19 protein-coding genes are annotated in these 20,053 nt (G+C 72.7%); 14 read left to right on the top strand and 5 right to left on the bottom strand.

The genetic code is table 11. The features are described 5' to 3' along the window. Positions 1-93: 93 nt before the first annotated feature. Positions 94-3,114, bottom strand: a complete 3,021-nt coding sequence (locus HUT10_RS44840) for a tetratricopeptide repeat protein (protein WP_176176768.1) — start codon at positions 3,112-3,114, stop codon at positions 94-96. Positions 3,115-3,328: 214 nt separating this feature from the next. On the opposite strand from HUT10_RS44840, the gene HUT10_RS44835 reads away from it, so the two are divergent. From HUT10_RS44835 to HUT10_RS44825, 3 genes are read left to right on the top strand one after another with little or no spacing between them, the layout of a single operon-like run. Next, positions 3,329-4,417 carry a hypothetical protein gene (locus HUT10_RS44835; RefSeq protein ID WP_176176767.1) on the top strand — a complete coding sequence of 363 codons (1,089 nt, stop codon included), beginning with the start codon at positions 3,329-3,331 and terminating at the stop codon, positions 4,415-4,417. Further along, positions 4,405-4,557, top strand: a complete 153-nt coding sequence (locus tag HUT10_RS44830) for a hypothetical protein (protein ID WP_176176766.1) — start codon at positions 4,405-4,407, stop codon at positions 4,555-4,557. The genes HUT10_RS44835 and HUT10_RS44830 overlap by 13 nt, the downstream gene beginning before the upstream one ends. Further along, on the top strand, positions 4,554-5,027 hold the full coding sequence (locus HUT10_RS44825; RefSeq protein ID WP_176176765.1) for a hypothetical protein: 474 nt from the start codon (positions 4,554-4,556) through the stop codon (positions 5,025-5,027). Before HUT10_RS44830 ends, HUT10_RS44825 begins: the two co-directional genes overlap by 4 nt. Before the next feature lie 6 nt (positions 5,028-5,033). On the opposite strand, the gene HUT10_RS44820 is transcribed toward HUT10_RS44825, so the two are convergent. Further along, positions 5,034-5,876: an NAD-dependent epimerase/dehydratase family protein gene (locus HUT10_RS44820; protein ID WP_176176764.1), complete on the bottom strand. Its 843-nt coding sequence runs from the start codon at positions 5,874-5,876 to the stop codon at positions 5,034-5,036. A gap of 191 nt (positions 5,877-6,067) precedes the next feature. Between HUT10_RS44820 and HUT10_RS44815 the strand changes: the two genes are divergently transcribed. The 4 genes from HUT10_RS44815 to HUT10_RS44800 all read left to right on the top strand — a co-directional run bounded on the left by HUT10_RS44815 (position 6,068) and on the right by HUT10_RS44800 (position 8,965). Beyond that, complete coding sequence (locus HUT10_RS44815) at positions 6,068-7,468, top strand: cellulase family glycosylhydrolase (RefSeq protein WP_176176763.1); 1,401 nt, start codon at positions 6,068-6,070, stop codon at positions 7,466-7,468. Positions 7,469-7,578: 110 nt separating this feature from the next. Then, on the top strand, positions 7,579-7,938 hold the full coding sequence (locus tag HUT10_RS44810; protein ID WP_176176762.1) for a helix-turn-helix transcriptional regulator: 360 nt from the start codon (positions 7,579-7,581) through the stop codon (positions 7,936-7,938). Beyond that, a complete protein-coding gene (locus HUT10_RS44805) occupies positions 7,935-8,417 on the top strand; it encodes an SRPBCC domain-containing protein (protein WP_176176761.1) in 483 nt (160 codons plus the stop codon). The genes HUT10_RS44810 and HUT10_RS44805 overlap by 4 nt, the downstream gene beginning before the upstream one ends. Continuing rightward, on the top strand, positions 8,414-8,965 hold the full coding sequence (locus HUT10_RS44800; RefSeq protein ID WP_176176760.1) for a TIGR03086 family metal-binding protein: 552 nt from the start codon (positions 8,414-8,416) through the stop codon (positions 8,963-8,965). Before HUT10_RS44805 ends, HUT10_RS44800 begins: the two co-directional genes overlap by 4 nt. Positions 8,966-8,998: 33 nt before the next feature. On the opposite strand, the gene HUT10_RS44795 is transcribed toward HUT10_RS44800, so the two are convergent. Beyond that, positions 8,999-9,379, bottom strand: coding sequence for a VOC family protein (locus HUT10_RS44795; protein WP_176176759.1), 381 nt, complete (start codon positions 9,377-9,379; stop codon positions 8,999-9,001). A 107-nt stretch (positions 9,380-9,486) separates the two neighbouring features. Here HUT10_RS44795 and HUT10_RS44790 point away from each other — a divergent pair, with 107 nt between their 5' ends. Together HUT10_RS44790 and HUT10_RS44785 are read left to right on the top strand one after the other, a co-directional pair. Next, positions 9,487-12,519 carry a discoidin domain-containing protein gene (locus HUT10_RS44790; protein WP_176176758.1) on the top strand — a complete coding sequence of 1,011 codons (3,033 nt, stop codon included), beginning with the start codon at positions 9,487-9,489 and terminating at the stop codon, positions 12,517-12,519. 112 nt (positions 12,520-12,631) lie between these two features. Further along, positions 12,632-13,948 carry a cellulose binding domain-containing protein gene (locus HUT10_RS44785; protein WP_176176757.1) on the top strand — a complete coding sequence of 439 codons (1,317 nt, stop codon included), beginning with the start codon at positions 12,632-12,634 and terminating at the stop codon, positions 13,946-13,948. Positions 13,949-13,950: 2 nt separating this feature from the next. Here HUT10_RS44785 and HUT10_RS44780 read toward each other — a convergent pair whose 3' ends face one another. After that, entirely contained in the window at positions 13,951-14,700 is a 750-nt protein-coding gene (locus HUT10_RS44780; protein WP_176176756.1) for an alpha/beta fold hydrolase, read from the bottom strand. Beyond that, positions 14,700-15,068, bottom strand: a complete 369-nt coding sequence (locus tag HUT10_RS44775) for a DUF1330 domain-containing protein (RefSeq protein ID WP_176176755.1) — start codon at positions 15,066-15,068, stop codon at positions 14,700-14,702. The genes HUT10_RS44780 and HUT10_RS44775 overlap by 1 nt, the downstream gene beginning before the upstream one ends. A gap of 72 nt (positions 15,069-15,140) precedes the next feature. Between HUT10_RS44775 and HUT10_RS44770 the strand changes: the two genes are divergently transcribed. The 5 genes from HUT10_RS44770 to HUT10_RS44750 all read left to right on the top strand — a co-directional run bounded on the left by HUT10_RS44770 (position 15,141) and on the right by HUT10_RS44750 (position 20,045). Further along, a complete protein-coding gene (locus HUT10_RS44770; RefSeq protein WP_176176754.1) occupies positions 15,141-15,731 on the top strand; it encodes a TetR/AcrR family transcriptional regulator in 591 nt (196 codons plus the stop codon). Positions 15,732-15,763: 32 nt separating this feature from the next. Then, positions 15,764-16,762: a LacI family DNA-binding transcriptional regulator gene (locus tag HUT10_RS44765; RefSeq protein WP_176176753.1), complete on the top strand. Its 999-nt coding sequence runs from the start codon at positions 15,764-15,766 to the stop codon at positions 16,760-16,762. 144 nt (positions 16,763-16,906) lie between these two features. Next, positions 16,907-18,256 (top strand): ABC transporter substrate-binding protein, encoded by a 1,350-nt coding sequence (locus HUT10_RS44760; RefSeq protein WP_176176752.1) that lies wholly within the window; start codon positions 16,907-16,909, stop codon positions 18,254-18,256. An 8-nt stretch (positions 18,257-18,264) separates the two neighbouring features. Then, positions 18,265-19,209 carry a carbohydrate ABC transporter permease gene (locus tag HUT10_RS44755; protein WP_176176751.1) on the top strand — a complete coding sequence of 315 codons (945 nt, stop codon included), beginning with the start codon at positions 18,265-18,267 and terminating at the stop codon, positions 19,207-19,209. Positions 19,210-19,229: 20 nt separating this feature from the next. Further along, the gene (locus tag HUT10_RS44750) at positions 19,230-20,045 is read left to right on the top strand and encodes a carbohydrate ABC transporter permease (protein ID WP_176178340.1); all 816 of its coding nucleotides are present in this window, start codon (positions 19,230-19,232) and stop codon (positions 20,043-20,045) included. Positions 20,046-20,053 lie beyond the last annotated feature (8 nt).

The raw sequence follows: 20,053 nt of genomic DNA, 5'->3' as shown, positions 1-20,053 counted from the left end.
AGCGCAACTGCGAGGGATCAACCGCAGGTAACCCACAGCTACCGCACGAACGGCCTCAACCGCCGCGTCGAGCAGTCGATTCGGCCAGGCCCGTCAGGCGCGCTCGGCCGCCCATGACGACAGCCGCGGGGACGGCATCGCCACCGTGTCGCGCTCGCCGTCGCGGGCTTCCGGGATCACCGCCGCCGCCAGCGACTTCAACCTGGCCTCGATCCGCTGGGCCTGCCCGACCCGCTCCCGGTCGCGGAACAGCCGCGCCGCGCGTTCCCACAGCTCACGCGCGTCCTCGATGTTGCCGCGGTCCAGGAGGATGCCCGCGAGCGTGTCCAGCGCCCGCCCGCGGCCCGTGGCGTGCCCCGACCGGTCGGCCAGCTCGACCGCCTGGTGGGCGTGCCGCAGGGCCGCGCGGTCGTCCCCTTCGGCGTGGCACAGCCGGGCCTGGACCGTGTTCAGCTTCATCGCCGTCGGCAGGTGCTGGCTCTCGTTCACCAGCCGCGCCGCGCGGGCGCACTGGCCGGCGGCTTCTTCGTACCGGCCCATGCGGGTCAGCAGGTCGGCCAGCGCGATGTGGGTCTGCGCGCGACCGGGGCGGTAGTCGATGCGCTCCCGCAGCGCCAGCGCCTCGCGGTACAGCCCGAGCGCCTCGCGCTGGTGCCCGCCCTGTTCCAGCAACGCGTCCGCGAGCCGGTGCAGGGCCGCCGCGCAGCGCTCGGGCTCGTCCAGCGCGCGGGCCTCTTCGAGGGTTTCGCGGGACATCTTCACGGCCTCGGTGATCCGGCCGGCGTGCAGGTGGCGCCGGGCCATGTTGAGCATCACCGTCACCCGGCCGATCCCGATCCCGTGGGCGTCGACCAGCCGCAGCGCCTCCCGCAGGTACGGCTCGGCTTCGGCGTCCTGCCCCATCAGCAGCAGGACCTGCCCGAGGTCGTTGAGGCTCGACGCCTCCGCGTACGCGTTGCCCACCGCCGCGGCCGAAGCGGCCGCGACCGTGAACCCGGCGATGATGTCTCCGAAGTGACCGTGGCTGTCGAACACGTCGGCCGTGAGCGAGGGCAGCGTGAAAGCGATTTCCGGCAGGCCCGCTTCCGCCGCGAGCCGGACCGCCGCGGTGAGGGTCGTGCGCTCCCGCAGCACCCACTGCCGGGCCGCCGCCGGGGTGGCGAACCGGGCCGGGGTGACGTCGCCGCCGGTGCGGGGCAGCTCCGGGCGGTGCTTCGCCGGGAACACCGTCCGGTGGGCTTCGTACGCCGTCAGCAAGGAGAACTCGAGCAACCGGCGGCGCGCCGCCGCGTTGTCGGCCAGCTGCCGGGCCAGCGACTCCGCGTACAGCTGCAGCAGGTTGGGCACGCGGTAGCGGTCGAGGTCGCCCGGCTGCTCGATCAGGTGCGCGGCCACCAGCACGGCCAGGGACTGCCGCACCTGCGACAGCGGCCGCCCGTCCGCCGCGGCGAGCGCGTCCGGCGCGACTTCGGCGCCGGGGTGCAGGCCCAGCAACGCGAACGTCCGCTGCTCGGCGGGCGGCAATGCCTGGTAGGAAACGGTGAACGCCGAGCGCAGGCTGCGGCCGGGCCAGTCGCCGTCGTTGCCGACGTCGAGCAGCATGTCCGCGTCGCGCAGCGCCTCCGCCAGCGTCACCAGCCGCATCCCGGTCCGGGCCGCGGCGCGGACCGCCACCAGCGTCAGCGCGAGCGCGTTGCCCTGGCAGAGCCGGACCAGCGCGGCCACGCCGTCCGGGTCCTGCCGGGCGCGCAACCCGATCCGCCGCTCGAGCAGCGCCCGCGCCGCGTCGTCCGACAGCGGCGCCACCGTCACCACCGGGCTGGGCCGGGCCGCGAGCAGAGCCGACAACCGTTGCCGCGTCACCACCACGACCGTGCACTCCGCCAGCACCCGCAGCAACGGCTCGACCTGGTCGGTGCGGGCGACGTTGTCCAGCACCACGAGCAGGCGCCGCCGCCGCAGCAGCCGGGCCAGCCGCGCCGCGCGCGCCACCGGGGAGACGATTTCGTCGACTTTCACGTCCAGCAGCGCCAGCAGGAGCTCGATGACGTCCGCCGCCGACGCGTCCGCGGCCTGGCCGTCGCCGCGCAGGTCCACCAGCACCACGCCGTGCGGATAGCGCTTCGCCGCCCGGTGCGCCCATCGCAGCGCCACCGTCGTCTTGCCCACGCCGGGGCCGCCGGTCAGCACGACCACGTCCGCGCGCGGCACGCCGGCCGAGTCCGCGGTGAACGCGTCGAGCTCGGCCAGCACCGCTTCGCGGCCCACCACGCCGTCGACGTCGGGCGGCAGGTGCCAGACCGCGGGCAGCCGCGGTTCGGCCTCCTCGGCCGCCGGCGCCGGCGCGGGGAAGGACGCCGCGCCGGGCGCGAACACCTCGTTGTAGACGGCGAGCAGTTCGCCGGCCGCGTGGAGGTCGCCGTGCTCCTGGAACTCGCGGCGGAGACGGCGGAAGTACTCGGTCGCCTCCAGGGCGCGCCCGGCGGCGAGCAGGGCGCGGATCCGCAGCTTCGCCAGGCTCAGTTCCATCGGGTGGGCGAGGTCGAGCTCCTCCAGGCGCGCCACCGCCAGTTCCGTCTGGCCCAGCAGAAGCTGTTGCGCCGCAACGAAGGCGTTGGCCGGGACCCACTCGTTGCGCGCCCACCGCAGCCGCCACCCGGCGGCGGCGGCGGTCCGCAGGCCGGCCAGCGGCTCGTCGCGCCGCAGCCGCACCGCGGCCAGTGCCTCCACGTGCGCCCGGTCGTGCTGCCCCTGTTCGTGGAACTGCCGCGCCCGGGCCATCATCGCCCGGAAGCGGTGGTAATCGATCCGCCCGCGGTCGACGTCCAGCCGGCAGCCCGGTTTGCCGATGGTGAGGTCGGCGTCGACGCCGTCGGCCTGGAACGCCTGCCGCAACCGGGCGCCGGCCTGGTGCAGCGTGCCCAGCGCGTCCTGCGGCGGGTTTTCGTGGTCGGCCCACACCCAGTCGACCACGGTGTCCACCGGAACCAGCCGTCCGGGATTCGCGAGCAGCACCGCCAGCACCTGGCCCGGCCGCCCGCGCACCGGTTTCACGTCCATGTTCCCGTGCAGCAGCAGAGCCGTTTGCCCGAGAATTCCGAACCCGATTTCCATCAGATCCCCTCCCCGCGGCGAGCCGTGACGCCGCCCCTCTCCGCCCACGGCATTTTCGCATTCCCCACCACGAACTACCAGGTCACAGCCACAAGTGTCCTGAAATGACGATCTTTGTCGATCGATTGTCAAGATGCGGAACAGCAGGCCAAACCGGTTTTTCCGGCTCTCCGCGCAGTCTGGTGACAGTTTTCGGACAGCGAGGGAGAAACACATGTGCGACACAGCCTGGGTCCGCAGCCCGGTCGGCCGCGCCGACCGCCACTACGCCACCCGGCGCGGCACGAAAACCGTTCTGGTGCTGGTTCCGCACCCGGTCGCCGGCACCCGGCTGCTGGACCTGCTGCCGTTGCTGGAAGCCGATCACCGCATCCAGGTCGTCTTCGCCGACCCCGAATCGGGCGACAACTGGCAAGCAGGCCAAGCGTTCCTGCGCGCGCACGGCGGCGTCGTGCTGCCTTGGGCCCAGGCCCGGCGCAGCGAGTTCGACCTCGTCCTCGCCGGCAGCACCCGGGGTCTCGACGCGCTCGCCGCGCCGACTCTGCTGGTGCCCCACGGCGGCGGGTTCGGCCAGTACCGGCCGTGGCGCCCGCCGGACACCGCCGTGCCGCGGCCGCGGCGGCACGGCACGGGGCTGAGCCCGGACCAGCTGCTGCGCGAGGGCAGGCTGCGGGCCGACGCGCTCGCGCTGGTCCACGAGCGCGAGCGCGCCCTGCTTGCCGAGGAGTGCCCGCAGGCGCTGCCCGCCGCGGTCGTCACCGGGGACATCGCACTCGACCGGCTCACCGCGAGCCTCCCCCACCGCGACCACTACCGGCGAGCACTCGGGGTCGGCGCGGACCAGGAGGTCGTCGTGGTCACCTCGACCTGGTCGCCGCGCTCGGCGTTCGGGCGCGACCCCGGCCTGTTCGACGGAGTGCTCGCCGAGCTGCCGCCCGACCGCTTCCGCGTTGTCGGGGCGCTGCACCCGAACATCTGGGCCCACCACGGCGCCTGGCAGGTGCGGGCCTGGCTCGCCGACGCCCTGCGGGCCGGGCTGGTCCTGCTGCCGCCGGAAGAAGGCTGGCGCGCGGCCCTGGCGGCGGCCGACCACGTCCTCGGCGACTACGGCTCGGTCACCGCCTACGCGGCGGCCGCGGGTGCGGCCGTCCTGCTCGAGGACACGCCGGGGCAGCCGCTGCTGGACGGCACGCCGGCCGCGGTCCTGGCCCGCGAAGCACCCCGCCGCCGGCACGACCGGCCGCTGGCCCGCAGCTGTCGGCGGCGCGGGAAGCCCGTGACCGCACCGGGTTGCCGCGCCTGATCCGCGAGCTGCTCACGTCCCGGCCCGGGGAAGCCGGGCGGCTCCTGCGGCACACGATGTACCGGCTGCTCGGCCTGCCCGAGCCGGCGCGCGCGGTCCCGGTTTCGCCGGTCCCGCTCCCGGAACCGGTGGCACCATGACGACGACTGCGCACCGGATCACCGCTTGGCGCCTGCCGCGGCCCGCGCTCACCTGCTGGTGGTACGGCCGCGAATCCCGCTGGAGCACGGCTTTCAGCACGGTGCTGGCCGACGGGCACGGCCTGCCGGCCCTGGCGGACTTCGCGATCGCGCCCGCCCGGCCGCACCGGGCGGAAGAACAGGCGGCCGCGGCTTTCGACCGGTGGCCAGGACTCGGGATCGTGGCCATCCCCCTGGGCGGCGGCCGGTGCCTGCTGGGCGACCGATCCGGCGAGACCGCCCTCGCCGACGGTGTTCCGGCCGACCTCGCCGCACTGGCCGCCCACCTGTGGCTCACCACCGGACGGCGACTGGGCGCGCTGGGACCGGTGCGCACCAGCGGATGCGGCCGCACCGAACCCGAGCTGGTGGTGGTGTGCGGGCCGTGGCGGCTCGCCCTCCGGCGCTGCGGCACCATCGGTCCACAGTAGACGGTTTCAGCGGCCTTCCGCGAGGAACCGCAACGGATCCCGGTACCGCGGCGCCCAGCCCAGCTCGCGCTGCGCCTTGGCCGGGCTGAACTCCTGGTCGAGGGCGAACGCGTCCGCGATCGGGCCCATCTCGGCGCGGGCCTGCTCCAGCGTGATCGACACCGTCTTCCCGTCCAGGCCCGAGGCGTGCGCGCACGCCTCGGCCACCTGCTTCGCGGTGGGGTTCACGCCACCCACGCCGACGTAGACCGACCCCGGCTCGGCCGCCAGCGCCGCCACGTACAGCCGGGCGAGGTCGTCGACGTGGACCAGAGCCCAGTGGTTGTCCCCCTCGCCGATGTACGGGATCGCGCCGTTCTTCTTGCCCGGCTGGACGAAGAACGCGTCGATCAGGCGGTTTTCGCCGCCGTACAGCAGTCCCGGCTGCACGATCACCGGGCGGGCCGCGCGGGCCAGCACGGCTTCCTCCACCGGCCGGCGCCACGCCACCACCGCCGGCGGCCGCCACGGCGCCGTCTCGTCCCGCACGCCGCCGGTGTCGCCGTACACCCACGTGCCGCCGGTGTGCACGTACGTCCCGCCGCCTGCCATGGCCATGGCTGCGGCGAGGTCCTCCTCGCCCGAGGTGGCCTGGGCCAGGTGGATCACCGCTTCCGCGCGGGTGGCGGCGGCGCCGAGGACGTCGAGATCCGTGAGGCCGCCGCGGATCGCGGTGGCTCCGGCCGCCTCCACGGCCGCTGCCGCGCGGTCGCTGCGGGCCAGCGCCTCGACCCGGTGGCCCACCCGCACCAGCTCCGCGATCGTGGCCCGGCCGATGTAGCCGGACCCGCCGGTCAGAAAGACCTTCATGCCTGCTCCTTTCGCTTACCCCGCCACTCTTGCCCCGGCGGGGAACCCGCGTCCAAGACCTCTTCCGGCGCCGGTGATACCCGCAGGGCATCAGGGGGCGCGCTCTTGACGACGACCGGCGCCGGATGTTCTCCTCTCTGGGAGCGCTCTCAGCCCGTCGAAACACTCGAACACCACACCAAGGGAGTTCAATGAAGCGCTCCATCGCTGCGCTGGCGGCCGCCGGCGCGACGGTTCTCGGCGGCACCGCCGTGCTGGCCATGCCCGAAGCCTCCGCCGCCGCGCAGGGCTGCCGGGTCGACTACACCGTCACCAACCAGTGGCAGGGCGGGTTCCAAGCCGGGGTCAAGGTCACCAACCTGGGCGACCCGATCACCGGCTGGTCGCTCAAGTTCACCTTCCCCGACGCCGGCCAGAAGGTCGCCCAGGGCTGGAACGCCACCTGGTCGCAGTCCGGGACCACCGCGACCGCGGCCAACCCCGACTGGAACCGGACCCTGGGCCCGGGTGCCGTCGCCGACCTCGGCTTCACCGGCACCACCACCGGCGCCAACCCGATCCCGGCGTCGTTCGCACTGAACGGCGTCACCTGCACCGGCTCGACGACGACCACCACCACCACGCCCACCACGCCGACGACCAGCACGACCACGCCGTCCCCCGGCGGCACGCCGCTGGCGGCCAACGGGCAGCTGCACGTCTGCGGCGTCCACCTGTGCAACGAGGCGAACCGGGCGATCCAGCTGCGCGGCATGAGCACGCACGGCCTCCAGTGGTTCGACTCCTGCTACCACGACGCGTCCCTGGACGCGCTCGCGAACGACTGGCACGCCGACCTGCTCCGCATCGCCATGTACGTGCAGGAGAAGGGGTACGAGACCAACCCGGCCTGGTTCACCGACCGGGTCAACAGCCTCGTCGGCGAGGCCGAGGAACGCGGCATGTACGCGATCGTCGACTTCCACACCCTCACCCCGGGCGACCCGAACTACAACCTCGACCGCGCCAAGACCTTCTTCGCCGCGGTGGCCGCCCGCAACGCGAGCCGGAAGAACGTGATCTACGAGATCGCCAACGAGCCCAACGGGGTCAGCTGGGGCGCCATCAAGAGCTACGCCGAGCAGGTCATCCCGGTGATCCGGGCCGCCGACCCGGACGCCGTCGTGATCGTCGGCACCCGCGGGTGGTCCTCGCTCGGCGTCTCCGACGGGTCCGACGAGACCGAGGTCGTCACCAACCCGGTCAACGCCACCAACATCATGTACACGTTCCACTTCTACGCGGCCAGCCACAAGGACAACTACCGCGCCACGGTGAGCCGGGCCGCGACGAAGCTGCCGTTGTTCGTCACCGAGTTCGGCACGGTGACCGCGACCGGCGGCGGCACCCTCGATCAGTCGAGCACCACGGCCTGGCTGGACCTGCTCGACCAGCTGCAGATCGGCTACGCGAACTGGACGTACTCCGACGCGGACGAAAGCAGCGCCGCGCTGCAACCGGGCACCTGCGCGGGCGGTGACTACGGCACCGGGCGGCTGACCGCGTCCGGCGCACTGGTCCGGAGCCGGATCAGCACGGCCGACCACTTCTGAGGCACCGGGTGGGGCTCCGCGGAGCCCCACCCGTTCTCAACCTTCAGGTTGACAACAGTTCCGGCGCCGTCGTACGGTCTTGCTCAACCGAAGAGTTGAGGAAGAAACCGGTGGACGAAGACAGCGAACGGCTCAACCGGGTGTTCGCGGCACTGGCCGATCCGACGCGGCGCGACCTGGTGGCGCGGCTGGCCGGCGCGGACGCGACCGTCGGCGAGCTGGCCGAGCCCTACGACATGAGCCTCCAGGCGGTCTCCAAGCACGTGAAGGTGCTGGAGGAGGCCGGGCTGGTGACCCGCAGCAAGGACGCGCAGCGCCGTCCGGTCCACCTGGACGCGGAGGTGTTCGACCTGATGACCAAGTGGATCGAGCGGTACCGGCGGCAGGCCGAGGAGCGCTACCGGCGCCTCGACACGCTGCTGGGCCGCATGAACGGCAGCGAAACCCGCCCGCGAAAGGACGCGTCATGACCACGGCGAAGTACGAAACCGACATCCTGGCCGACGAGAAGGTCCCGACCATCCAGCTCGTCCGGGACTTCGACGCCACGCGGGAGCAGGTGTTCCGCGCGCATGTCGACCCCGAGCTGTACGCGCAGTGGGTCGGGCCGCACTCGGTCACCACGCGGATCATCCGCTGGGACGCGCGCACCGGCGGCGAGTGGGCCTTCGCCAACGACCGCGACGGCACGGAGATCGCCGCCTTCCACGGCAGTTTCCACGAGGTGCGGCCGAACGAGCGGATCGTGTCGACGTTCACCTACGACGGCGAGCCCGACGGCGTCGCACTGGAAACGCTGACCCTGGAGGAACTCGAAGGCGGCCGCACCCGGCTGCGGGTGCTCAGCGTGGTGCCGGACTTCGCCACCCGCGACGGCATGCTGGCCGGCGGCATGGACGTCGGGGTCAACGAGGGGTACGCCAAGCTCGACGAACTGCTCGCCCGATGACCCCGGCCGGTCAGCACGCCGCCGACGCCGCGCGCTTCACCGAACTCGTCGAATCGGCCTCGTCCGGCGACTGGGCGCGTCCGGCCCCGGTGGCGGGGTGGACGGCCCTCGACGTCGTCCGGCACCTGGTCGAGTGGCCGCGCGGCTTCCTCCTCGGCGCGGGGATCGAACTCCCGCCGCTGGACGTCGACGCCGACCCGGCGGGGGCGTGGAAGCAGCACGTCGCCGACATCCAGGCCATCCTCGAAGACCCCGCCGGCCGCGTGCTCAGCAACCCGCACACCGGCGACCGGCCGGTGGACGAGGCGATCGCGCAGTTCTACACCGGCGATGTCTGGATGCACTCCTGGGATCTCGCGAAGGCACTCGGCCGCGAGCCCGACCTCGGAGCGGAGCGCTGTGCGGAGGCGCTGGCGGCGATGCGGCCGATGGAGCAGCTGCTGCGCGACAGCGGCCAGTTCGGCCCCGCGGTGCCGGTGGCCGAGGACGCTCCGGCACAGGACAGGCTGATGGGCTTCCTGGGGCGCGATCCGGCCTGGCACGCCTGAGCAGTTGCGGACGGCGGGGGCCGTCGAGCCCGGTCACGGCCAGGTGCGGGCCAGCTTCCCGAACGTCTCCGGATCGCTGTGCACCGGCACCACGCAGAGCAGGTGCCCGCCGGGCGCGCGCAGGGTGTGGCACTCCAGCCAGTGGGACACCGGTTGCACGCCCGAAGCGGTCAGGCGGGCGACCTCCGCCGCCACGTCGTCGGTCTCGATGTCGACGTGGTAGCGGGGTTCGCCGTCGATCGCCTGGACGTCGAGGAGCAGGCCGGGCAGGGCACCCTCCAGGGTGGTGAACTGCTCTTCGCCCGCCACCGGCCGGGCCGGCGCGCCGAGCGCGCCCGACCAGAACTGCGCGGCCCGGCCGGCTTCGGCGGCGGGCGTGTCGATGAAGATCCCGAACAAGCGACTGCGGTGCATTTCCGGTGGTTACCCGGATACAACGTTGTAAATCCCTGTTTACAACGTTGTATCCGACCGGCTACCGTTCCCCTGCCCGGTCCCCCAGGAGCACGAGGAGCGTCGGCATGCGCTCGCTTCGCCGTCTGTGCACGGTCCTGACCACCACGCTCGTCGCCCTGTCGGCCGCCGTGGTCCCCGCGGTGGCCGCGCAGGCCGGCCCGCCGCCGGTCTACCCCGCCGTCGGCCCGGGGACGCACCTGCTCGACCACCCGGCGAAGCTCGCCGGCCTGGGCGACCCCGGCTGGTACGAGGCCAACATCCCGTTCGTCGACCTGCCCGACAAGGCGATCGAGGACACCTACTACTACCGGTGGCGCACCTTCAAGGAGGCCCTCAAGTACACCGGGCCCGAGGACGGCTGGATCGTCTCCGAGTTCCTCGGCCCGGTCGGCTACTCCGCCCCCGGCGGCGGGATCGACGCCGCCTCGGGGCACCACCTGTACGAAGGCCGGTGGCTGCGCGACCCCCGCTACCTCGACGACTACGTCGACTACTGGCTGCGCGGCAGCGGGGCGGGCCCGAAGCCGGCGACCGACGGCCTCAACGAGAACACCACCGACTGGGCCCACGAGTACTCCTTCTGGGCCGCCGACGCCGTGCTCGCCCGGGCCTCCGTCGACGGCCGGTGGGACTTCGCCGTCGACCGGCTCCCCGAGCTGCAGCGGCAGTGGGCCGCCTGGGCGCCGCAGTTCGATCCGCAGCTCGGCCTGTACTGGCAGGTTCCGGTCTGGGACGCGATGGAGTACACCGCGAGCTCCTACCAGAGCCCGGATCCCTACCACGGCGGCGCCGGGTTCCGCCCCACGCTCAACGCCTACCAGTACGGCGACGCGCAGGCCATCGCGAACCTGCTGCGCCGCCGCGGCGCACCCGGCGACCGGCAGCTCGCCGACTCCTACGACCGGGACGCCCGCGGCCTGCAGGCGAACCAGGACCGCGTCCTGTGGGACAGCGGCGACGCGTTCTACAAGCACGTGATGCGCGACGGCAACCCGGCACGCACCAAGATCGCCGACCGGGAGGAAATGGGCTTCGTGCCCTGGTACTTCCACATGGCCCCGGCCGGTGCCGCCGCCGCGTGGGCGCAGCTGACCGATCCGGCCGGCTTCGCGGCCCCGTTCGGGCCCACCACGGTCGAGCGGCGGAGCCCGTGGTTCATGCACGACGCCGCCGCCGGGTGCTGCCGCTGGTCCGGGCCGAGCTGGCCCTACGCCACCAGCCAGACCCTGACCGCGCTGGCGAACCTGCTCACCGACTATCCCCCGCAGCCGTACGTGTCCACTCAGGACTACTACGCCCTGCTGCGCGGCTACGCCCTCACCCAGCGCAAGAACGGCGTGCCGTACGTCGCCGAGGCGCACCACCCCGATGAGGACCGCTGGCTCTACGACTCCCGCGGGCACAGCGAGGACTACAACCACTCGACGTTCGACGACCTCGTGCTGTCCGGGCTGCTCGGCATCCGGCCCCAGCAGGGCGACCACGTGCGGCTCGCGCCGCTCGTTCCGGCGGCTTGGGACCACTTCGCCGTGGAGAACGTGCCCTACCACGGGCGCAACCTGACCGTGGCCTGGGACCGCGACGGCCACGTCTACCGGCAGGGCGCCGGGCTGAGCGTCTGGCTGGACGGCAAGCTCGTGCACCGCCAGGCCGGGCTGACCGCGGTCGACGTGCCGGTCCGGCCCGGCAAGCCGGCCGCCGCCGACCACTTGGTCGACGACCTGGCGAACCCGGCCCGCACCGGCTACCCGGCGGCCTCGGCGTCCTACACGTGGCCCGCGGACAGCCCGGCCAACGCGATCGACGGCCAGGACTTCGACCTCGACGTCCCGTCGACGCGCTGGACGAGCTACGGCAGCCCGAACCGCGACGACTGGCTGGCCGTCGACCTCGGCGCGGCCACCGACGTCTCCGACGTCCGGATCTCCTTCTACGACGACGGCGGTGGCGTCCGCACGCCCGATTCCTTCGCGCTGCAGTACCGCGCCGCGGACGGGACCTGGGCGGATCTTCCCGGCGGGCAAAGGGATCCGGCGACGCCGGTGCGCGGCAGGCCGAACCGGGTCGTCGTCCAGCCGGCGGTCCGCACCGACGGGCTGCGCGTCCGGCCGTCCAGAGTGGACGGTGGCGCGACCGGTATCACCGCGGTGCAGGCGTGGCGCGCCGAAGACGACCGGCTGAGGGTCCGGCTCCAGGACGATCCGCCGCGGCTGCGGCCCGGGCAGACGGCCGAAATCACCGGTTCGGTCCGCAGTTCGCAGCCGCTGACCGTCCGGCCCGCGCTCACCCTCCCCCGCGGCTGGACGGCCCAGCCGGTCGGCCCGGCCGGCGACCTGCGGCTCACCCCGGGCCGGGACGTGCCGCTGCGGTGGCGGGTGACGGCACCCGCGGACACGCCGGTCGGCACCCGGGCGCCGGCGCGGCTGCTGGTGTCCACGCTCGACCACGGCGTCCCGGTGCGCAGCACCGCCGACCTCGTGGGTGCGGAGGTCGTGTTCGACCCGGCCGATTTCGCCACGCCGGTGTGGGACGACGACTTCACCGGTGACCGGCTGAACGACTACCGCGTCGGCCCGCGGTTCGGGGAGCCGGTGCCCGCGCTGAGCCAGGCGGACGGCGCACTGGTCGCGTCCGCGAGCCGGCAGTCGGCCGCCGTGCTCGTGGCACCGGTGGCCGCCCCGGCCGGTGACTTCGCGGTGGTCCTCGAACCGCGGTCTTTCGCCGGGAGCGCCCCGGAGGACAGCGTGCTGCTCGGCCGCGCCGCCGGGCCGGACGATCTGGCCCTGGCCTGGTACAACCACCACTTCGGGACCTCCGGCGCGGACGTGCGGGCCGCTGGGCGCGACTACGGCGACGACGTGACCGGCGGGTGCTGCGCCGCCGTCGAGTGGTCGCCGGGCGACCGGTTCGCGGTCGTGTCCGACCACCGCGGCGGGCTCACCAGCTGGCTCGGCCACCAGGGCCGGTGGCAGCTGCTGCGGACGATCCCGGGCGGTCCGGTGATCGGCACGGGCTGGTCCCCCGCGATCGGCCTCCGGCTGACCTCGGGACAGCTGGCCCTCGAGCGGCTGACCGTCGTCGCCCGCGGCCCGGCGTGAGGAGGCGATTGACAAACGACGGGGGCACGGTGGACTCTGGGAGCGCTTCCAGACGACGCCGCCGGGGCCGCTTTCCGCCTGCCGCGGTACTTGAACCGCGGAAGGAGAGCCGATGGGATCCGCCTCGCGCCGGCCGGCCGCACGCCCGGGTGTGCTCGCCGTGATCGCCGTGCTCGTCGTGGGTGTTTCCGTGCTGTGGCCCTGGAAGTCGGGCGCCGCACCGGCCGCACCCATCACCGGCAACGCCACCCACTTCGACGCGCTGGGTGCGCCCTACGGCGGCTGCGGCCTCCCGCAGGACGTGCTCGACGCGCCGGATTTCGTCGCCCTCAACGTCTACAACACCCCCGGTGACTACAGCTTCTACCCGCGGCCGATCCCGCCTTCGCAGGCCGCGAAGATCGGGCTGTGGGACAACGGCCGCAACTGCGGACGGTTCGTGCAGGTCACCATCGGCGAGTACTGCACCGGCGTGAACGACGGCGCGCCGGGACAGCCGTTCTGCCGCAACGGGTCCTGGGTGACCGACGGTTACGCCGGCGCCCAGCTGACCATGGTCGTCGCCGACAGCTGCGGTGACTCGAACGCCTGGTGCCGCGACGATCCCGGCCACCTCGACCTTTCGACCGCGTCGCTGAACCGGTTCGTGAAGAACGGCGTCCCGGTCGGGGACATGAACCCCGGACACTGGAACAACCGGCGCGTCTCGTGGTCCTACGTGCCCGCGCCGAACTACACCGGCGACCTGAAACTCGGCTTCCTCCAGGGCTCGCAACGGTATTGGACGGCCGTCGCCGTGTCGCACCTGCCCAACGGCGTCCACGGCGTGGAGTTCCAGGGCGCGGACGGCAGCTGGCAGCAGGCACCACCGGACAGCGACCTCGGCCAGGCCTTCCTCATCGGCCCGACCACCACGGCCGGGACCTCCTACGCGATCCGGGTCCGCGACGCGGGCGACACCCTCGTCAACGACGGCCGCGTGTACCGCTTTTCCCTGCCGGACCAGTGCCTTTCCGGGTGCGCGGCCGCCTACACCGGGATCAGCTACACGACCGGGACCAGCACCGCGACGACCACGCCGACCAGCCCCACCACCACGACCACGACCACGACGACCACCCCGGCCGGGGCGTCGTGCACGGTGACCCCGGCGGTCACTTCGTCGTGGAACGGCGGGTACCAGCTGGAGTTCACCGTGAAGAACACCGGATCCACCGCTCTGACCGGCTGGACCACGGCGTTCTCCTTCGCCGGCGGCCAGCAGCTGACCAACTCGTGGAACGCCGCGGCCACCCAGTCCGGCCGGCAGGTGCAGGCGGCCAACCAGAACTACAACGGGACACTGGCCGCCGGCGCGGCGACGACCTGGGGCGCCGTGGTGACCGGCACGTCCCAGCCGCTGGCCGGGCTCGCCTGCACCGCCCGCTGAGGTCAGGGCAGGCTCGCCCAGAACCCGGTCAGCGCCGCGGCGCCGCGGTCCGGTTCGTGGGTCATCCACCAGTGACCGAGGCCGTCGAGGACGGCGACCCGCGCCCCGGCGCGGGCGGCGGCCCGGCGCCGTTGCTCCTCGCTGCCGACGACGTGGTCGGCCGTGGCCAGGATGGCGAGCCCGGGCCGGGCCGCCGCGCGTTCCAGCGGCAAGCCGAGGCCGGGCGCGCCGGCCGCGGCGGCTCGGTACAGGGTGAGCACCGCGCGGCCCATCGCCTCGTTCTGCCCCGCCGCGACGCGGGCCGCGACCGCCCGGCCCATCCCGCGTTCCACCAGCACCGCGGCGCGTTCTTCGGGCGCCGCACCGAACCGGGCCGCAACATCGGCCTCGCCGACGCCCGGTGTCTGCCAGCGGCGGGCGAGTTCGTGCCACTCGTAGTCCGGGTCGAAGCTTCCGAGGGTGTCACTGACCCAGCTGCGGACCAGGTGCGGGTGGCTCAGCACGACGTTGAGGACGTGAGTGCCCCCGAAGTCGTGCCCCACCAGGTCCACCGGCTCGCCGAAGGCCGCCAGTTCGACGGCCAGCCAGTCCCGGTAGCCGGCCGGGGTGGCCGCGAACCCGGCGGGCAGGGGCGCGCCGAAACCGGGCGGGGACAGGCAGATGACGTCCGTTCTCGTGGGCGCGAGTTCCGCCAGCAGCAGGTCCCAGACCGCCGCCGTCTCGGGGTTGCCGTGGACGAACACCGCGGGCATCACGCCACCGCCGGCGTGGTCGGCTGCAGGACCGATTCCACCAGCGCCTCGGTGCGCAGGTGGGTGATCGCCTGGTACTCGGGATCGCGGACCATGGCCGCGAAGGCCTGCCGGTCCGGGTAGCGGACCAGCACCACCATGTCCCAGGCCTGGCCGGGCTCGGCGACCAGCGCCGGACCGCCGGCACCGAGGTACACCACCTGCAGGCCGTAGCGGGGGTTGAGTTCGGCGCGAAGCGCTTCGGCATAGCGCTGGTAGCTCTCGCGGCCGCCGTCCGGGCGGAACCGCAGCAGGTTCAGCATCACGACCGGGCCGCCGGGGTCGTCGGCGAGCAGGGCGTCGAGGGCTCGGTCTTCGATTTCGATCATCAGGACCTCCTGGCAACGCACTCTACACATACTTGTTGGGCAACACGCAAGTTACTTTGCTACACTCCGGACATGCGCCGCACCCAGCAGGAACGCCGCGACCAGGCCGAAGCCGCGTTGCTGACCGCCGCTGCCGAACTCGTCGTCGAGCAGGGCGTGCGGTCGTTGACGCTCGCCCGCGTCGGGGAACGGGCCGGGTACAGCCGCGGGATCGTCACCCACCACTTCGGCGGGAAGCAGGCACTGGTCGAACGGCTGGCGCGCGCCACACAGGCCGGGTTCGTCCCGGGGCTCGAAGACCTCCCGCCCGGCCTCGACCGCCTGCTGCGGCTGATCGACGGCTACCTCGGCGAACTCGGCCGGATCGGCGCGTTCAACCAGGCTTTCCTGCTGCTGTGGGCGGAAGCCGCCACCCAGCCGGAGCTGGCCCCGATCTTCCGCGAGCGGGACGCCGCCTTCCGCGCCGACCTGCGCGAAGACGTCGAAGCCGGCATCGCGGACGGCAGTATCGACGCGAACACCGGGGCGGACGAGGTCGCGACCGCCGTCGTCGGCCAGCTGCGCGGGATCGCGTTGCAGCGGCTGCTCGATCCGGACAGCGTCGACACCGAAGCGCTGCGCCGGAGCGTCACCGCCCAGTGGCGCCGCGCCCTGACCCCTTAGGCTCGGCGTCTTACGCGAAGGGAGGGGACGGCGTGACCGAACGCGGACGGCTGCCACGCGTCAAGCGCGTGACGATCGAGGACGTGGCCCGGGAAGCGGGCGTGGGGCGGCAAACGGTTTCGCGTGCCCTGCGCGACCTGCCGGAGATCGCCCCGGACACCCGCGAGCGCGTGCTGGCGGCGGCGACCCGGCTGGGCTACCGGCCGAGCGCGCTGGCGAAGGGCATGCGCACCCAGCGCTCGGACGTCATCGCGCTGATCGTCTCCGACATCGCGAACCCGTTCTACCCGGCGGTGGCGCGCGGGGTGTACGACGCGGCGGAGGCGGCCGGGTGCAGCGTCGTGCTGTACAACACAGACGCCGACCCGGGCCGGGAACGCGACGCCATGGAGGACGCACTGGCCCGCTCCGCGCGCGGGGTCGTCGGCTTCTTCTACGGCATGCCCGACGACGTCCTCGCCGACTACGCCCGCTCGGTCCCGCTCGTGGTGGCCGACCGGGAACTGCCGGCGGAGGTGGCGGCCTCGGTGAGCAACGACTTCGCGGCCGGCACCGCCGCGGCGGTGGAGCTGCTCGCCCGGCGGCCGGACGCCTGCCTCGGGATGCTGGACAGCTCGGTCGGCGTCGCGGTCGACGAGCGACGGCTGGCCTTCGTGACCGCGTGCGCGGCGCTCGGCTTCGGCGACGTCACCGCCCGCATCGTCCAGGGACCGCCGACCATCCCGGGCGGCAAGGACGCAGCCCGCCGGCTGCTTTCGGCGTCGCCGGAGGTCAACGGGATCTTCGCGTTCAACGACCTGATGGGCATCGGGGCGGTCCAGGCGGTGCTCGCCAGGGGCGGTGCGGTGCCGCGGGACTGCGCGGTCGTCGGCTTCGACGACCTGGAGATGTCGGCGTACCTGAACCCACCGCTGAGCACGGTCCGGATCGACAAGTACGACCACGGCCAGGCGCTGGTCCGGGCCCTGCTCGCGGACACCGCCGACCGGATCTCGCTGCCGGTTTCGCTGATCACGCGCGCGACCGCCTGAATCGAATCCGTCCGCACGACGCCCTTGACGGGGTGGCTCCGAGGTGCGCATACTCCCCGGGTGCCGCGGCCGGGAACATTCCCGGGAACGTTCCCGAGGCACGATCGACCGCTGCCGGGCCGCCCCGCGAAAGGACCGAACGCAATGACGCGTACCTCTCCCCCGACGAACCGGCTCCGCCGCCTGGGCGCCGCCCTGGCCGCCGCGTCGCTCGCGCTGGCGGGCTGCGGCAGCGCCGACTCCGCCGCGCCCGCCGCCGCGGCCGGCTGCGCGCCCGCCGGGGGCAAGGTCGAGCTTTCGTTCTGGTCCTGGCTGCCCGGCATCGACCAGGCCGTCGCCCTGTGGAACCAGGGGCACCCCGACATCCACGTCACCGTCGAGCAGACCCCGCAGGGCAACCAGGGCACCTACAACAAGATGTTCACCGCGCTGAAGGCGAACCAGGCGCCGGACCTCGGGCAGGTCGAGTTCGACTCGCTCCCCGGGTTCCGCGTCCAGCAGGGCCTGCGGGACATCTCGGCCTGTCCCGGCGTCGCGGACGCCAAATCGAAGTTCGTGGACTGGACGTGGGCGCAGGCCTCGGTGGGCGGCGACGGCGTCTTCGCCATCCCGCAGGACACCGGCCCGATGGGCCTGTTCTACCGCAAGGACCTGTTCGAGAAGTACCAGGTGCCGGTGCCGACGACCTGGGACGAGTACGCCCAGGCCGCGAAGACCCTGCACGCCGCCGACCCGAAGCTCACGATCACGCACTTCCCGCAGAAGGACGTGAACTGGTTCGCCGGGCTGGTCTGGCAGGCCGGCGGGCACTGGTTCACCCAGGACGGGCAGCAGTGGAAGGTGAACCTGACCGACCCGGCGTCCACCAAGGTCGCCGACTACTGGCAGAACCTGCTTTCCCAGGGCCTGGTTTCGAACTACCAGGGCTTCTCCGAATCCTGGAACAAGGCCCTCGACTCCGGGCAGATCGCCACCTGGACCGGGGCCGTCTGGGGCGTCGGCACGATCGCGAAGGCCGCGCCCTCGACCGCCGGGAAGTGGGCCGTGGCGCCACTGCCGCAGTGGACGAAGGGCGAGCAGCGCTCCGGCAACTGGGGTGGCTCGACCACCGCGGTGTTCGCCGGCACCAAGCACCCGGCCGAAGCGGCGCAGTTCGCCCTGTGGCTCGACAGCGACCCGCAGGCACTGGCCATCCTGACCGCCCAGGGCGGCATCTACCCGGCCACCGTGTCGGCCCAGGAGTCGGCGAAGGCGTCGCCGGAGAACACGCGGTTCTTCGGCGGCCAGGACGTCGACGCGGTGTTCCGCGAAGCGGGCAAGGGTGTCAGCCAGGACTTCACCTGGGGACCGTCGATGGAGCAGACCTACGCCCACGTCCGTGACGGCTTCGGCGCCGCGCTGTCCGGCAACGGCACGCTCGGCAAGGCGCTTTCCGAGGCCGGCGCGGCGACGATCACCGACCTGCAACGCCAGTCCATCCCCGTGGCGAAGTAGGGACGACGATGGTTGTCGCAGCGTCCCAGACCGTCGCCGGCGCGCCGCCCCGCCCCCGGGTGGCGCGCCGGCGGCGGGCGAACGGCAGCACCCGCGCGGCGTGGCTGCTGCTCGCCCCGTTCCTGCTCGGGTTCGCGGTGTTCTATGTGGCCCCGATCGTCGTGGCCGTGGTGAAGAGCTTCACCGCGGTCACCCGGACCTCCACCTACGGCCGCCCGGTCGAGGTGTTCGCCGGCCTGGCCAACTACACCGCGGCCCTCGGCGACGCCGGGTTCACCGGCTCGGTCGGGCGGGTGCTGCTGTTCGGGGTGGTCCAGATCCCGGTGATGCTCGGCCTAGCGCTGGTGCTGGCCCTGGCCCTGGACTCGGCGGTGGTGCGGCTGCGGCGGTTCTTCCGGCTCGCGTTCTTCCTGCCGTACGCGGTGCCCGGGGTGATCGCCGCGGTGATGTGGGGCTTCTTCTACGCGCCCAACCTCTCGCCGGTCAACCAGCTGCTCGACCCGCTCGGCCTCCACCCGGACCTGTTGTCCGGCAGCGTGATCCTGTACTCGATCGCGAACATCGTCACCTGGACGTTCACCGGCTACAACATGCTGATCCTCTACTCGTCGCTGCAGGCGATCCCGCCCCAGCTGTACGAGGCGGCCCGGCTCGACGGTGCGTCCGGCTGGGCGATCGCGTGGCGGATCAAGGTGCCGATCATCGCGCCGTCGCTGGTGCTGACCGGGGTGTTCTCCATCATCGGCACGTTCCAGCTGTTCACCGAGCCCCAGGTGATGGCCGGGGTTTCGAGTGCGGTTTCCTCGTCGTACACGCCGTCGATGGCCGCCTACGCCCAGATTTCCGCTCAGAACTACGGCCTGGGAGCGGCGATGAGCGTGCTGGTGACGCTGCTCATCGCGGTCCTTTCGTGGCTGTTCTTCCGGATCACCCGCGCGAGGGCCGCCCTGTGACCGGCCACCGTTCGTCCTTCGTGGTGACCACGGCGATGTTCGTCGCCGCGGTCTACTTCCTGCTGCCGGTGGCCTGGCTGGCGATCTCCGCGACGAAGTCGGCGTCCGACCTGTCGACGACGTTCGGCCTGTGGTTCTCGGGCAACCACCTGGGCACCAACCTGCACGACACGGTGACCTTCGGCGACGGCTTGTACCTGCGCTGGCTGGCGAACAGCGCGCTGTATTCGGTGGTGGGCGCGGCGGCGGCCACGCTGCTGTCGGCGATGGCGGGGTACGCGCTGGCCAAGTACACCTTCCGCGGGCGTTCGGTGACGTTCTCGGCGATCCTCGCCGGGGTGCTGGTGCCGCCGACCGCGCTCGCGGTGCCGCTGTTCCTGATGCTGGCCGGTGTCGGGATGACGAACACGGTGTGGTCGGTGCTCCTGCCGAGCACGATCAGCCCGTTCGGGGTGTACCTGGCCCGCGTGTACGCGGCGGCATCGGTCCCGGACGAGATCCTGGAGGCGGGCCGCATCGACGGCGCGGGCGACGTGCGGATGTTCTACACGGTCAGCCTGCGGCTGATGGCCCCGGCGCTGATCACGATCTTCCTGTTCCAGTTCGTGGCGATCTGGAACAACTTCCTGCTGCCGCTGGTGATGCTGACCAGCGACCGGCTGTACCCGGTGACGCTGGGGCTGTACACGTTGAACACGCAGATCACGCGAGACCCGGACCTGAAGGCGATCGTGGTGACGGGATCGCTGCTGTCGATCATCCCGCTGATCCTGGCTTTCTTGGCACTGCAACGGTTCTGGCGGACGGGGCTCGCGGCGGGAGCGGTGAAGGACTGAGGGCGGCG

The sequence above is a fragment of the Amycolatopsis sp. Hca4 genome, from assembly GCF_013364075.1.
GTDB lineage: Bacteria > Actinomycetota > Actinomycetes > Mycobacteriales > Pseudonocardiaceae > Amycolatopsis.
The sequence above is the reverse complement of the archived record's forward strand: the minus strand, read 5'-3'. Positions and strand labels throughout refer to the sequence as shown.